Consider the following 13,875-nt stretch of genomic DNA (forward strand, 5'->3'; position numbering starts at 1 on the left):
GTTCCCCGGGCCCGCCCCCGTGTTCGGTGGCCCGCCCCCCGGGCGCCAACCCCAAAACCCCCGTCCCCCCCCCGGGGGGCCCCCCCCCGGGGTGGGGGGGGCCCGCCCCTCGGCGTCGCTGTTCCCCGGTTTCCCGGGCCCGGGTGCTACTGGCCCCAGGTGTTGCCGCGGACCCCGCCGTCCTGGCCGAGACCGCGGTTGGCGAGGTAGCCGCCGGGCTGGATGAACTCGACCGGCGGGAGCAGTTCGCTGGGCTGGACCACCACGTAGCCCTCGCCCATGAAGGCCATGTTCCAGCCCTCGCCGGTGCCCCGGCGGCGGCGGTAGATCCGGGCCGAGTTCGTCTGCGCCTGCATGCTGATCTGCAACCGGCTGCTCCACGCGATCACGGCGTCGGCGTCCGCGAACACCTCGGCGCCGTGGCTGACCCGCATGATCAGCGGCTTGCCCGAGGTCATCAGCGCGATCTTGCCGTTGCCGCTGATGTCGAGGTTGTACGACCCGGCGCCGGCGACCGACTGGGCGCTCTCGATGGCGACCACGTTCCAGCTCAGCGTGCTGTCCAGGGCCAGTACGTACTGCCCGTCCACGCTCAGTCCCTCGAAGTCGAGGTCGAGCACGTGGATCGACTGGGCCATGTTGGCCAGCCACATGGTGCCGGTGCCCTGCGCGCGCATCAGCTGGAGCTGTTCGCCGGTGGCCGTGGCGGCCTGCTGTTCGGCGCCGCTGCGCAGGTTTCCGTCGAAGTCGATCGCGCCCTGGTAGGCCACCATCGAGCCGACCCGGGCCAGGCAGTGGTCCGGGTGCCCGTTGCCGAGTTGGACCTTGAGCATGTGCTCGTTCTGCAAGCTGTACCGCTCGGGGTTGTGTACCGGCGCGTGGCCGAAAAGCGAGCTCTGCACGGTGTTCCTCCTTGGCTCGCGGTCAGCCGCGCACGTGGAAACGGTCGGTGGCGTCCTCGGCCGGTTGCACGACGACGAAGCCGTTGCCCTTGAAGGACACCTGCATCGCCTCGCCGGAACCGCGCCCGACGATGCCGCCGAGGCGCATCGAGCGTTTGGTGCCGACCTTGAGGCTGGTGCTCCAGGCGACCAGCGCGTCGGGGTCGACGTAGGTCTCGCGCTCGGCCGGGTTGAGCACCACCGGGGTGCCGCGCGTGGTGATCGCCACCCAGCCCTGACCGGACAGCTCCATGTTGAACAGGCCGTTGCCGCTGAACTTCGCGGTGACCCCGCTCACCATCTTGATCCGGTGTTCCAGGTTCTCGTCGAACGCGAGGATGTTGCTCGCGTTGACCGACAGGCCCTCACCCGGGTTGAGCTGCATGATGGCCACGTCGGCGCCGTAGTCGGCGAAGTAGATGTCGCCCTGTCCGGTGCACCGCATCAACTGCATACGTTCGCCGGTGATCCCGCCGGTCACCCGGCGCTGCATGCCCTGGCCGTAGCCCTCGAAGGTGATGTAGCCCTCGTAGGCGATCATCGAGCCCTGCTTGGCCAGCACACCGGGTGCGCCGGGTTGGATGTTGGCCCGGCAGATCTTGTGGCCGTGCGCGCTCATCCGCGCCTGGGGGGCGGTCTGCCCGTACGCGGCGATCAGTTGCTGATCCATGTTCCCCTCACACCTCGTAGGGCTGGACGACGATGAAGTTGTTGGCCTGCGGCGGGCAGCGGAACTGCAGGTTGACCGTCTCGCCGCTGTGCCCGGGGAACGCGGTACGGCGCAGCCGCATCTGGGTCGTGGTGGAGACCTGCATCTGGGTACCGGTCCAGGCCACGATCGCGTTGCTGTCCGCGAAGGTCGGCCCCTGCACCGGCAACACCAGCGGGATGCCCCTGGTCTTGATCACGACCGTGCCCTGACCGGTGAAGGTCTGCGCGAACAGCGCGCCGCCGGGGATGCCCACGCCCTCGACGCGGGCCGGCTCCAGAGTCAGCCCCTCGTCGAACGCGAGCACGTTGGCCACGTTGACGAACAGCTTGTTGCCCTGGAGTTCGACCAGGTGCAGGTGCGCGGCGTCCTCGGCGAGGAACACCTCGCCGCTGCCCTCGCAGCGCATCAGTTCGAGCGACTGGCCGGTCTGCCGGTTGTCGAACCGGTTGCGCAGGCTCTGCCCCTGGAACTTGAACTTCACGTCGCCCTGGTAGGCCACCATGACGCCCTGGCGGGCGATCACCTTGCCGCCGGAGACGTCGACGCGGACCATCTTGGGGTTCTGCTGGCTCCAGCGACCGCCGGCGGGCACCTCGCGGTACTGGTCGATGCCGTACTGGAAGGCGGGCTCGGGCGTCGCGACGCCGACGCCCTGCATGCCGGGACCGGGGGGCATCCCCGGGCCGGGGGGCATGCCCTGGCCGGGCGGCGGTCCGCCCGGGCCGCCGGGGACCGGCATCTGGAGCGTGGGCTGCATCTGGCCGGGCTGCCCCTGGCCGGGGTAGCCGCCGGGTCCGGGCGGGCCGGGCGGCGGGTAGCCCCCGGGGCCGGGCGGCGGCGGGTAACCACCGGGCTGACCCGTGCCGGGAGGCGCGGGCGGCGCCATGTGCCCCTGGTGCGGCGTCTGGTTCGGGTTCGGGTAGCCGCCGGGACCGGGCGGGGGCGGGTAACCACCCGGCGCGCCGTGCGGCGGCGTGCCCGGGCCCTGCTGGTACTGCGGCGGGCCGGGCGGCGGCGGGTAGCCGCCGGGGGCACCGTGCGGCGGGGTGCCGCCGTAGTGGGGCGGGCCGTCGTGGCCGGGCGGCGGACCGCCGTGCGGCATCGCGCCGACCGGCTGGGGCGCGCCGGGCGGCGGCCCGAAGTTCGGCGTGGGCGCGGGCGGGGGCGGCGGCGGGCCACCACCGGGCGGGCCGAAGGACGGCGGCGATTGGTGCTGCTGCGGCGGCACGCCGGCGCCGGGCGGGGCGAATCCGGGTGCCCCGCCGGGCGGCACCGGCGCGGGCGCGGACGCCTGCTCCGGCTCGTCCTCGGCGACCTCGCCGCCGAAGTTCTCCAGGAGCGCGCGCAGTCCGCCGTCGAAGCCCTGGCCGACGGCGGAGATCCGCCAGACGTCCTTCTTGTAGATGTCGGCGATCATCACCGCGCGCTCGGTGCTGAACTCGCGCCCGGTGAACGAGTAGCGCGCGACCTCCTGGCCGCCCGCCACGATCCGCAGATAGCCGGACCCGACCTGGGACATCACCCCGTCGCCGTCGATCGTCGCGGTGAACGCGAGCTTGTTGACGTGCGGCGGGACCCGATCGAGGGTCACCCGGAAGGACTCGGTGTCGCCGGCCTGCGCGCCGAGGAGTTGGATCGACGCCTCGGGCGACTTGGGCTGGTTGAAGAAGACGAAGTACCGATCGTCGGACAGCCGCTCGCCCGCGTCCAACCCGAAGCACGCGATGTCGAACGTCAGCCCGGGGGCATCCAACCGCACCCCGACATACAGATCGGTCCCCGCGGTCAGGTCGGACAGCTTCGACTTCTGTCCCTTCCTGAACTCGACCACTGTGTGGCTCCCTTCCCCGCTTTTCCGCCGCCGGCGGTGCGGGCGCCCACCACCTGGGTCCCCGCCGCGCTCGGCACGCTACAACATCGGCTGCGCCCCGGTCGGGGTACGGCTGCGCGCCGGGGCGGGCCGCTCGTGCCCCCCGGCGGGCACATGTCCGCGACCGCTCCGTCCGCGTACGCGCCTCACGCTATACGCCCGAATCCGGCGCCGCGACGACTGTGCCGAGCCGGATCCCGGTCAGCCGCGAGGCTTGCGGGCAGCCCGATCGCGCGTTGTCCCCGCCCGGGTACCGTCCGCAGCGGCGGTGCCCTTGCGGGCGCCGCGCGCGCCGGCCGCGGGGGCGCGCCCCCGGGTCGGCGCCGGTGGTTCGGCCCCGGTCCGCGGCGGCTCGACGGCGGCCGGATCGGTGTCGGCCTCGTCGCTCATCGCCAGCCCGCTCGCGGTCGCGACGCCCTCCAGATATCCCCGTGCGCGTTCGGTGCGCGGATATGCGGCGAGCAGCGTCCAAAAACGCGGTCCGTGTCCGGGCACCAGCAAATGCGCCAACTCGTGCAGCAATACATAGTCGACGACATAGGTCGGCATACCGCGCAGGCGGGTGGAGAGCCGGATGGTGCCGTCGACCGGTGTGCACGAACCCCAGCGGGTGTTCTGGTTGCCCACCCAGCGCACGCTCGCGGGCTCGGCCCGGCCGTCGAGATAGCGGGCGGACAACTCCCGGGCACGCACGGCCAGGTCCTCGTCGCTGGGGCGTCGGCGGCGCTCCTGGGCGGCCAGGCGCTCCAGCATCACGCCGACCCAGCGTTTCTCCTCGGTCTGCGTCATGCGGCCGGGCAGCAGGACCACGGTTCGGTCCCCGTCCCGGTACGCCGATACGGTTCGTTTCCGTCGGGCGCTGCGACGCACCTCGACGGCACCCTGGTACGGGGCTCCGGACAGCATGTCGTGTCCGACCCCGGGATCCGCGACCACAACCAGGACGTTAACCGACGGCACCGACAGGGCGCGCCCGCTTCGGGCCGGCGGGGGATATTCCGCATCGCTTTTCGCGGGCATATTCGCGGGTATAAGCACTATTCGCGCGATAGCTCCCATTCCATTGTTCTGTGCCTAATATTTCCAAATAGCATATTCATACGCGGGCTGTGGACAACGAAATACCCGGTCCGGTCGCCGGCGGGCACGCTGGGGCCGGTCGAGCCCGGTACGTCGGGCCTCGGTCGTCGCCGTTCGTCCGCGCGTACCGTCCCCTCGGAGGCCGCCCATGCGTCCGCTGCTCAAGCCCGCCCTGCGCCGGCTGTGGCGCGATCGACAGACCCTGCAACTGGGCCTGGACCCGGCTCGGGCGGTGCTGCTGGGCGGGCTCGACCCGGTCACCACCCGCTTCGTGGAACACCTGGACGGCACCCGGGACCTGGCCCGGACCTACGAACTCGCCGACCGCGTCGGCCTGCCCCGTGCCCGGGCCGCGGCGGTGCTCGACCTGCTCGCCCGGGAGGACGTGCTCGAGGACGCGTCCGGGCGGCCCACCCCGGTGCCGGCGCTGCCGCACGAGCGGGCCCGACTCGGCCCGGACCTGACCTCGCTGGCCCTGGTGCACGGCAGCGGCGGCGCGGGCCTGGCCGCGCTGGACCGGCGCTCGCGGGCGGTGGTGGCGGTGCACGGCGCCGGTCGGGTGGGCGCGGCGGTGGCCGGGCTGCTCGCCGCCGCCGGCGTCGGGCACGTGGTGCCCGCGGATCGCCGACCGGTGCGGGCGGGCGATGCGGGGCCGGTGGCCTACGGCTGGGACGCGGAGCGGCCGCGCCGGGAGACCACCGTGCGGGCCGCGCTGCGCCGGTTGGCTCCGGGGGTGCGCTGCGCGCTGCCCGCCGGGCGGGGCACGCCCGACGTCGCGGTGCTGGTCCCGGAGGGCCGTCCGGATCCGGCCCCCGGCGCCCGGCTGATCCGACAGCGGGTGCCACACCTGTACGCCGACATCCGCGAGACCACGGGGGTGATCGGGCCGTTCGTCCTGGTCGGCCGCTCGGCCTGCGGTCGGTGTCTGGACCTGGCCCGCAGCGACCGGGATCCGGGTTGGCCGCGCTTGCTCGCCCAACTCGCGGCCGCGCCCGGTCCGGGCGAGCCGCCGTGCGACGTGGTGCTGGCCACCGAGGTCGCCGCCCGGGCCGCGCTCCAGGTGCTCACCTTCCTCGACGGCGGGCTGCCCACCACCGTGGACGGGACTGTGGAGATCGAGCTGCCCGACGGGCTGACCCGGCGCCGGAGCTGGGCGCCGCACGCGCGCTGCGACTGCGGCGCCACCCGCCCGGCGCAAGACGTGGGCCCCATCACACATGCCGCGCCGCCGAGTCGGACACAATGGGTCGCGTGAGCGATCTTCCGCGCAGGGCCGTCACCCGCACCGCCAAGCTCGCGTCCCTCCCGCTGGGGGTGGCCGGTCGGGCGACACTGGGCCTGGGCAGGCGCATCGGCGGCAGACCGGCCGAGATCGTCGCGGCGGAGCTGCAGGCGCGCACCGCGCAACAACTCTTCAAGGTGCTCGGGGAGTTGAAGGGCGGCGCGATGAAACTCGGGCAGGCCCTGTCGGTGTTCGAGGCGGCGCTGCCCGAGGAGGTGGCCGGGCCCTATCGCTCGGCCCTGACCAAACTTCAGGACGCGGCGCCGCCGATGCCCGCGCGCACCGTGCACAAGGCGCTCGCGGACAACCTCGGCGACGACTGGCGCACGTTGTTCGAGGAGTTCTCCGAGACGCCCGCGGCCGCCGCCTCGATCGGCCAGGTGCACCGGGCGGTCTGGCACGACGGCCGCACGGTCGCGGTCAAGATCCAATACCCCGGGGCCGGCGACGCGCTGATCTCCGACCTCAACCAGCTCGGTCACGTGGCCCGTTTCGCCGGCGCACTGATCCCGGGCATCGACGTCAAGCCGCTGATCGCCGAACTCAAGGCCCGGGTGGCCGAGGAGCTCGACTACCAGCTGGAGGCGGAGGCGCAGACCGCGCACGCCGTGGAGTTCGACGGCGACCCCGACATCTTCGTGCCGCACGTGGTGCACCAGACCGAACGGGTGCTGATCACCGAGTGGATGGACGGCACACCGCTGTCCAAGGTGATCGACAAGGGCACCCGGGAGGAGCGCGACCGGGCCGGGCACATGCTCACCCGCTTCCTGTTCTCCGGTCCGGCCCGCACCGGCATGCTGCACGCCGACTCGCACCCGGGCAACTTCCGGCTGCTGGCCGACGGGCGCCTGGGCGTGTTGGACTTCGGCACGGTCAACCGGTTGCCCGAGGGGCTGCCCGAGCCGATCGGCCGGGCCTTTCGGCTCGCGCTCGACGGCGACGCGGACAGCGTCATGCAGGTGTTGCGCACCGAGGGCTTCGTCAAGCCGTCGATCAAGCTGGACGCCGGCGAGGTGCTGGACTACCTGCTGCCGTTCCTGGAACCGGCCGAGGTCGAGGAGTTCACCTTCACCCGCGCGTGGATGCGCGAACAGGGCGCGCGGATCGGCGACCCGCGCAATCCCGCCTCCGCGCTGGCCCGCCAGCTCAACCTGCCGCCGAGCTATCTGCTGATCCACCGGGTCACGCTGAGCACCATCGGCGTGCTGTGTCAGCTGGGCGCCACCGCCCCCTTCCGCGAGGAACTGGCCACCTGGCTGCCCGGCTTCGAAGACGACTACGAGGCCGAGGAGTTCGACTTCTCCCTCGAGGCGATCGAGGAGTTCGAGGACATCGAGGAGATCGAGGACGACCCGGCCGACGCACCGGCCGACGCGCCGGCCCCGAAGAACGCGACGGGCGACGCGGACACCGCCGGCCGTTAGGCACCGCCCAGCCGGTCGACCCCGGCGCCGATCCGCGCGAACGCCGAAGGGCGGGCGCCCCCTTGGTGGGGTGCCCGCCCTTCGGCGTTCGTGCGAACCGGCTCGACTACATCACCGCGATGGCCAGCGCCCGGCGCGCCCGCATGGAGGCGACCTCGGCCCGACGACGCATCCTGCGCGCCATCCGGACGTGGTACGCCCTGCGTTGGAGCTCCGCCTCGCGGAGCTCCTGATCCATCCGAGCCCTCGCCAGGGCTTCGTTGATCAGATGCAACTCCCGGCTCCTGTCCATGGGAAGAACTGCGTTCGTGTCGTGAATGTGCTTCATGGGTTCCTGCGCGTACGCGCGATCTCTGGTCCTGGTACGTCGGGGTCCCGCCGGGGGGGTCACGCGGCGACCTCCGTCTTGCGCGGACGGCCACGGGGACGCTTGCGGGCGACGACGACGCCCTGCACGAAGAGCTCGCCGCCCCACACGCCCCAGGGCTCGCGGCGCTCGAGCGCGCCCTGCAGGCACATCTCGCGCACCGGGCACTCGCGGCACAGGGCCTTCGCGTACTCGACGTCCTCCGGGGACTCGGCGAAGAAGACCTCGGGGTCGTAGGAACGGCAGGGGATCGTGGACTCGAGCTGCTCGACGTCCTCGAAACCGGTGAGGGTCATCAGGTCTACCTCCGATGTCGCTGTGGCTGTACTGCCGGGTGCGGGGGGTTTGCCGTGGGGCACGTGGTGCTCCTGTGATTCGTGGGACTCGCGTCCCCGGTGGTCGCTACTCGGTTTTTGCTGACAGCCGACAAAAGACAAGGGCCGCGGATCCCGGTGTTCGGGATTCCGCGGCCCTGGAGGGTGCCGACCTGACGTCTCGTCAGGTCCTGTTCCTCCAGGACGGATACCCGTTGTTCCCGGCAAAGCCGGCCATGGTCATGCCACTGGCCCGCTGCGATTCCTGCTTCTGCGCCTGCTCGCAAGCCGCCGCGCTCGACGGTCGCTCGTCGCGACGCGCCTTCGCCGCCTGCTCGCCTTGCCACGGACCCTCGGCGCTGTCCGCCAGACCGACGAGTCCTGAGGCACCCGCTGCTGCGGACACACCACTGCCGTTGCCGCGCAGTCGCGCGGAGGCGGTGATCAGGGCATCGGTCCCGGCATAGGACGTCACCACGGGGAGCCCGGCCAGGCCGGACGTGGACACGGAGAGATCGGCATGCGACAGCTTGGCGGAGCCCACCGACACCACGACCGGAGTGACGGCGAACGCCTGACGCTGGGCTTTCAAGTTCCTGGTAATCACGACGTTCACCTCCTTCCGAGAGGGTTTCGGGGCAACACCGCAGGGGTGCTTCCAGGTTTCATGGACGAGCACGGTCGAACGTTCCGACCGTGCTCGTGAGCGTAGATGCGGTTTGGAGCAAGGCGCAAACGATTTATTGCATGGCCCTCATCACTCGAGGGAAACCCCTCGCATCTCACCCCCCGTCGGGGGCATCCTCGATGGCCGACTCGAGGTCCTGTTCGACCTCCGGAATGTGCCCGTAGTCGTCCGGATCGGGCTCGATCGCCAGGTCGTGGCCGGCACACAGCGCGAGCACGTCGTCACCGAATCGCTCCAGCTTGGTCCGGCTCACCCCCGGAATCGCGGCGAGTTGGCGCTCGTTGAGCGGACGGGTCTCGGCGATCGCGGTGAGCGTCGCGTCGGTGAAGACCACGAAGGCGGGCTGGCTGTGCTCGTCGGCCCGGCGCAGTCGCCACTCGCGCAGTTGCCCAAGGAGGAACTCGTCCACGTCCGACGGGCAGTCCAGGCAGCGCCCGATCTTGCGCTCGGCGGCGTCCTGGAGTGCCCGCGCGCACACCCGGCAGCGCACCGGGCCGACCTTGCGCCGGGGCCGGACCACACCGCCCGGGCTCGCCCCGGTGCCGGGCGAGCGGTACGCGTCGGGCCGCGCCGAGCCGACGCCGCGCCCGCCGTCGGGGCCGCGCAGCCCGTCCAGGAACCGCGAGGCCGTACGCCCGCGCCCACCCGGGGTGCGGGCCAGCGACCAGGACAGGGTCAACCGCTCACGCGCCCGGGTCACCCCGACGTAGAGCAGTCGGCGCTCCTCCTCGATCTTGTCCGGGGTGTCGGCGTAGGAGATCGGCATCATGCCCTCGTTGAGGCCGACCAGGAATACCGCGTCCCACTCCAGCCCCTTGGCCGCGTGCAACGACGCGAGCGTCACGCCCTCCACCGTGGGCGCGTGCTGGGCGCTCGCCCGCTCGGCCAGCTCGACGGTGAAGTCGCGCAGCGACGCCTGCGGCCGCTTGACCGCGAACTCCTCGGCCAGCCGGACCAGCGCGGCCACCGACTCCCATGTCTCCCGGGCCTGGCCGGATCCCGCGGGCGGCTCCGCGCTCCAGCCGGTGCCGCCGAGCACCGCGCGCACCTCGGCGGCCAGCGGCCCGGCCTCCGCGTCGGTGCCGCCGGAGATCGCGTGCGCGCGCAGGAAACCCATCGCCTGCCGGATCTCGGGCCGCTCGAAGAACCGCTCGGCGCCCTTGAGCAGGTATGCCACCGACTGGTCGGCGAGCGCCTGCTCGTAGGACTCGGACTGCGCGTTGGTGCGGAACAACACGGCGATCTCGGCGGGCCGCACCCCCTCGTCGATCAGCGCGCGAATGCGCTTCGCGGTGCTCTCCGCCTCGGCCTGCTCGTCGGCGTGCTCGACGAAGTCGGGCTCCGGGCCGGTGCCGCGCTGCGAGATCAGCTGGAGCCGGTGCTTGGCCGCCTCGCCGCCGGCGCGCGCGAGCAGCCGGTTGGCCAGGCCCACCACCTGCGGGGTCGAACGGTAGTCGCGGACCAGCTCGACCAGCTTCGCGTCGGGATGGCGGCGGCGGAATCCGAGCAGGTAGGCGGGTGTGGCGCCGGTGAACGAGTAGATGGTCTGGCTCGCGTCGCCGACCACGCACAGGCTGCGGGCCCCGGTCGACCACAGGTCGAGCAGGCGCTGTTGGAGCGGGTTGACGTCCTGGTACTCGTCCACGGTGAAGTGCCGGTATTGCGCCTGCACCGCCTCGCGCACCTCGGGCCGCTCGTCGAGCAGTCCGATGGTGAGCAACAGCACGTCCTCGAAGTCCATCCGGCCCTTGCCGGACTTGATCTTCTCGTAGGCCGCGTAGACGTGCGCGATCTCGGCGGCGGCGCGCGGCGGCTTGCGGCCCGCCGCGAGCACCGCGCCCGGGTAGTCGTCGGGCGCGGTCTGGGTGGCCTTGGCCCACTCGATCTCGCCGGTGATGTCGCGCAGCTCGGCCCGATCGGCGCGCAGACGGCAGTGCGCCACCGCGTCGCGGACCAGCATGATCTTGGTCTCGACCAGCTGCGGCGGCGGCCCGCCGAACACTTTCGGCCAGAAGTAGGACAGCTGGCGCAGCGCCGCCGAGTGGAACGTACGCGCCTGTACGCCGGGGACGCCCAGATCGCGCAGCCGGCCGCGCAGCTCCCCCGCGGCCCGCGCGGTGAAGGTGACCGCCAGGGTCTGTCCGGGCTGCATCGCGCCAGAGAGCACGCCGTAGGCGATCCGGTGGGTGATCGCCCGCGTCTTGCCGGTGCCCGCGCCCGCGAGCACGCACACCGCGCCGTCGACGGCCTCGGCCACCCGCCGCTGCTCGGGATCGAGCGCGTCGAGGACGTCGTCGGGGGAAGCGATCATCGGCACATCCTCTCAGGCATCGCGCCGCACCGAGGCCGGTTGTGCACAGCGGCCCCGATGTGCACAGGCCCGGGAACCCGGTGGAATCAAACCGAGGGGGCGCACGTTTGGCTTGGGGACAGCCGTTCCCGGACCGGGCGAACACAAAGGAGCGCATGACGATGTCGGCCCCCGTGACGATGTACAGCACGACCTGGTGTGGCTACTGCCGCCGGCTGAAGAGCCAGATGGAGCGCGAGGGCATCGCCTACACCGAGGTGAACATCGAGCAGGACCCCGCGGCCGCCGACTTCGTGATGAGCGTCAACGGCGGCAACCAGACCGTGCCGACGCTGGTCATCCTGCCCGCCGACGGCGGCGCGCCGCTGTGGACCGCGACCAACCCGAGCCTGGCCCAGGTCAAGGCCGCCGTGTCGGAACTGGCCGCCTGAGCGCACCCACGTGCTAGCACGGTCTCCCCGGCCGGGTCCGCGACGAAGACTCGTCGCCGACCCGGCCGGAGCGTGTTCACCCCGCGCTCACCAGTGGTTGCCCTCGTCCAGCGGGCCGCCGTACCACTTCTCGATCAGGTACCGGGCGATGGACAACGACCCGGGCATCAGCACCTCGCCCGTGTCGATCGCCTCCTTGAACTCGGCGCGGTCGAACCAGCGGGCCTCGGAGATCTCCTCGCCGTCCACGTGCACCCTGTCGTCCACCGCGTAGGCCATGAAGCCCAGCATCAGGCTGGAGGGGAACGGCCACGGCTGGCTCGCCACGTAGGTGGTGGCCGACGTCACCACGCCGACCTCCTCGTGCAGTTCGCGCGCCACCGCCTGCTCCAGCGACTCCCCGGGCTCGACGAAGCCCGCGAAGGTGGACCAGCGCCGCTCGGGCCACTGCGGTTGGCGGCCGAGCAGGCAGCGGTCGTCCCGGTCGAGCACGAGCATGATCACCGCCGGGTCGGTGCGCGGATAGTGCTCGGTGCCGCAGGCCGGGCAGCGCCGCACGTGCCCGGCCGCGGCCGACTCCGTCGGCTGCCCGCAGCGGGCACAGAACCGGTGCGTGCGATGCCAGTGGTGCAGTCCGGTGGCGTGCACGAGCAGCCCCGCGTCCCGGTCGTCGAGCAGCGTGCCCAACTCGCGCAGGCCGCCCTCGTGTCCGTCCTCGGCGGGCTCCGGCAACTTCTCGACGTCCACCGCGAAGTACGCCACGCCGGCCGCGTCGAGGCCGAGCAACCGGCGCTCGCCCACCGGCGCGCTCGCCGAGTCGACCAGGAGCAGGCGGGGTTCGCCCGCCTCGCCCGACCAGCGGGCCCGGCCCTGCGCCAGGACCAGTACGCGCGTGTCGGGCCGCGCCCACGCCGCGTCCAGCCACGCCTGGTCCAGGCGGTGTTCGGAGGCCCGGTCGAGCGCGGATCGGGCCAGTGCCTGCCCGGCGACGGGCTTGGGGCGGATCAACGCTCGTCCCTCCCCGCCGCGGCGTCGAGTCGGCTCGCGGCCAGCTCTTCCCAGAGGTACGCGGCGGCCTCCGCGCCCTTGAGCAGCAGCGGCTTCTCCACCTTCTCGTCGATCGAGTGCCAGCCGTCGTCGGGCAGCGAGACGCCCAGGAAGACCACCGGCGCGCGCAGCACGTCCTGAAGGTCCGCCTCCGGCCCGGAGCCGCCCTCGCGGGTGTACAGGATCTCGGTGTCGAACGCGCGGCCCATCGCCCGCACCACCGCCCGCAGCGCGGGGTGGTCGAGCGGGGTCAGGCAGGGCCGGACGCCGGTGCCGAAGTCCAGCTCGCAGCGGATCCCGGCGGGCACCCGCTCGCTCACCCACGCGCGCACGACCCGCTCGATCTCGTCCGGGTCCTGCCGGTCCACCAGCCGGAAGGACACCTTCGCGTGCGCCGAGGTGGGCACGATGGTCTTGCGACCGGGGCCGATGTAGCCGCCCCAGATGCCGTTGACCTCGGCCGTCGGGCGCGCCCAGACCCGCTCCAGGGTGCTGTATCCGACCTCGCCGGCCGCCGCGCCGGACTTGGCGTTGCCCAGCCACACGCTCTCGTCGAACGGCAGCTTGGCGAACGACTCCCGCTCGTACTCGGTGAGTTCGCCGACCCCGGAGTAGAAGCCGGGGATGGTGACGTGCCCGTCCTCGTCGTGCAGCGCGGCGATCAGCCGGGCCAGCGCGGTCGCCGGGTTGGGCACGGCGCCGCCGAAGGAGCCGGAGTGGATGTCCGCGCTCGGGCCGTGGAAGTCGATCTGCACCTCGGCGAGGCCGCGCATCCCGGTGCAGGTGCTGGGGGTGTCCGCGCCCCACATCCCGGTATCGGAGACCACCACGACGTCGCAGGCGAGCCGGTCGCGACGCTCGCGCAGCAGCGCCTCCAGGTGCGGCGAGCCGGACTCCTCCTCGCCCTCCACGATCAGCTTGAGGTTCACCGCGGGGGTGGTACGTCCGGTCGCCGCCAGGTGCGCCCGCACCCCGAGCAGGTGGAACAGGACCTGCCCCTTGTCGTCCGCGGCGCCGCGCGCGTACAGCCGGTCGCCGACGTCGGTCGGCTCGAACGGCGGCGTGCTCCATCCGTCGGCGAGCGCCGCGGGCTGCACGTCGTGGTGTCCGTACACGAGCACCGTCGGCGCGTCCGGGTCGGCCGAGGGCCACTCGGCGAAAACGGCCGGCAGCCCGGGCGTCTCCCACACCTCGACGGTGGGGAAGCCGGTGTCGCGCAGCGCGCCGCCCAGCCACCACGCGCTGCGCTCGACGTCGGCCGCGGCCGCGGGGTCGCCGGAGATCGAGGGGATGGCCAGCCAGGTGCGCAGATCGGCGAGGAAGTCGTCGGCGTGGGCGCCTATGTATTCGACGACGCCGCGGTCGGTGATGCTCATGGATTCGACCATATGCCCGACCCCCGCGC

The 13,875-nt window shown here is 72.5% G+C and carries 12 protein-coding genes and 1 pseudogene; 3 read left to right on the forward strand and 10 right to left on the reverse strand.

The genetic code is table 11. The features are described from left to right. Positions 1 to 146: 146 nt before the first annotated feature. The 4 genes and pseudogenes from ACWGR4_RS27715 to ACWGR4_RS27730 all read right to left on the reverse strand — a co-directional run. On the reverse strand, positions 147 to 902 hold the full coding sequence (locus ACWGR4_RS27715) for an AIM24 family protein (protein WP_452133945.1): 756 nt from the start codon (positions 900 to 902) through the stop codon (positions 147 to 149). Positions 903 to 924: 22 nt separating this feature from the next. Beyond that, entirely contained in the window at positions 925 to 1,611 is a 687-nt protein-coding gene (locus tag ACWGR4_RS27720; RefSeq protein ID WP_379994729.1) for an AIM24 family protein, read from the reverse strand. A 7-nt stretch (positions 1,612 to 1,618) separates the two neighbouring features. Next, positions 1,619 to 3,484 carry a TerD family protein gene (locus tag ACWGR4_RS27725; RefSeq protein ID WP_452133944.1) on the reverse strand — a complete coding sequence of 622 codons (1,866 nt, stop codon included), beginning with the start codon at positions 3,482 to 3,484 and terminating at the stop codon, positions 1,619 to 1,621. 432 nt (positions 3,485 to 3,916) lie between these two features. Next, positions 3,917 to 4,429 (reverse strand): annotated as a pseudogene (locus ACWGR4_RS27730) (M48 metallopeptidase family protein); the annotation flags it as partial. Between the two features lie 322 nt (positions 4,430 to 4,751). Here ACWGR4_RS27730 and ACWGR4_RS27735 point away from each other — a divergent pair. Together ACWGR4_RS27735 and ACWGR4_RS27740 are read left to right on the forward strand one after the other, a co-directional pair. Then, entirely contained in the window at positions 4,752 to 5,858 is a 1,107-nt protein-coding gene (locus ACWGR4_RS27735; RefSeq protein WP_452133943.1) for a ThiF family adenylyltransferase, read from the forward strand. Further along, entirely contained in the window at positions 5,855 to 7,312 is a 1,458-nt protein-coding gene (locus tag ACWGR4_RS27740; RefSeq protein ID WP_452133942.1) for an ABC1 kinase family protein, read from the forward strand. Before ACWGR4_RS27735 ends, ACWGR4_RS27740 begins: the two co-directional genes overlap by 4 nt. Positions 7,313 to 7,418: 106 nt before the next feature. Here the strand turns inward: ACWGR4_RS27740 and ACWGR4_RS27745 are convergent, their stop codons facing one another. The 4 genes from ACWGR4_RS27745 to ACWGR4_RS27760 form a co-directional block, all read right to left on the reverse strand. After that, a complete protein-coding gene (locus tag ACWGR4_RS27745) occupies positions 7,419 to 7,640 on the reverse strand; it encodes a hypothetical protein (RefSeq protein ID WP_078975532.1) in 222 nt (73 codons plus the stop codon). A gap of 59 nt (positions 7,641 to 7,699) precedes the next feature. Next, the gene (locus ACWGR4_RS27750) at positions 7,700 to 7,975 is read right to left on the reverse strand and encodes a WhiB family transcriptional regulator (protein WP_101897040.1); all 276 of its coding nucleotides are present in this window, start codon (positions 7,973 to 7,975) and stop codon (positions 7,700 to 7,702) included. 202 nt (positions 7,976 to 8,177) lie between these two features. Next, positions 8,178 to 8,609, reverse strand: coding sequence for a hypothetical protein (locus ACWGR4_RS27755; protein WP_452131940.1), 432 nt, complete (start codon positions 8,607 to 8,609; stop codon positions 8,178 to 8,180). A gap of 166 nt (positions 8,610 to 8,775) precedes the next feature. Next, positions 8,776 to 10,992 (reverse strand): ATP-dependent DNA helicase UvrD2, encoded by a 2,217-nt coding sequence (locus ACWGR4_RS27760; protein ID WP_452131941.1) that lies wholly within the window; start codon positions 10,990 to 10,992, stop codon positions 8,776 to 8,778. 161 nt (positions 10,993 to 11,153) lie between these two features. Between ACWGR4_RS27760 and ACWGR4_RS27765 the strand changes: the two genes are divergently transcribed. Beyond that, complete coding sequence (locus ACWGR4_RS27765) at positions 11,154 to 11,423, forward strand: mycoredoxin (RefSeq protein ID WP_078979247.1); 270 nt, start codon at positions 11,154 to 11,156, stop codon at positions 11,421 to 11,423. A gap of 87 nt (positions 11,424 to 11,510) precedes the next feature. On the opposite strand, the gene nudC is transcribed toward ACWGR4_RS27765, so the two are convergent. Continuing rightward, positions 11,511 to 12,431 carry an NAD(+) diphosphatase gene (gene nudC / locus ACWGR4_RS27770; protein WP_379994716.1) on the reverse strand — a complete coding sequence of 307 codons (921 nt, stop codon included), beginning with the start codon at positions 12,429 to 12,431 and terminating at the stop codon, positions 11,511 to 11,513. Next, entirely contained in the window at positions 12,428 to 13,846 is a 1,419-nt protein-coding gene (locus tag ACWGR4_RS27775; RefSeq protein ID WP_452131942.1) for a dipeptidase, read from the reverse strand. Before ACWGR4_RS27775 ends, nudC begins: the two co-directional genes overlap by 4 nt. Positions 13,847 to 13,875 lie beyond the last annotated feature (29 nt).

Source organism: Embleya sp. NPDC055664 (assembly GCF_053618075.1).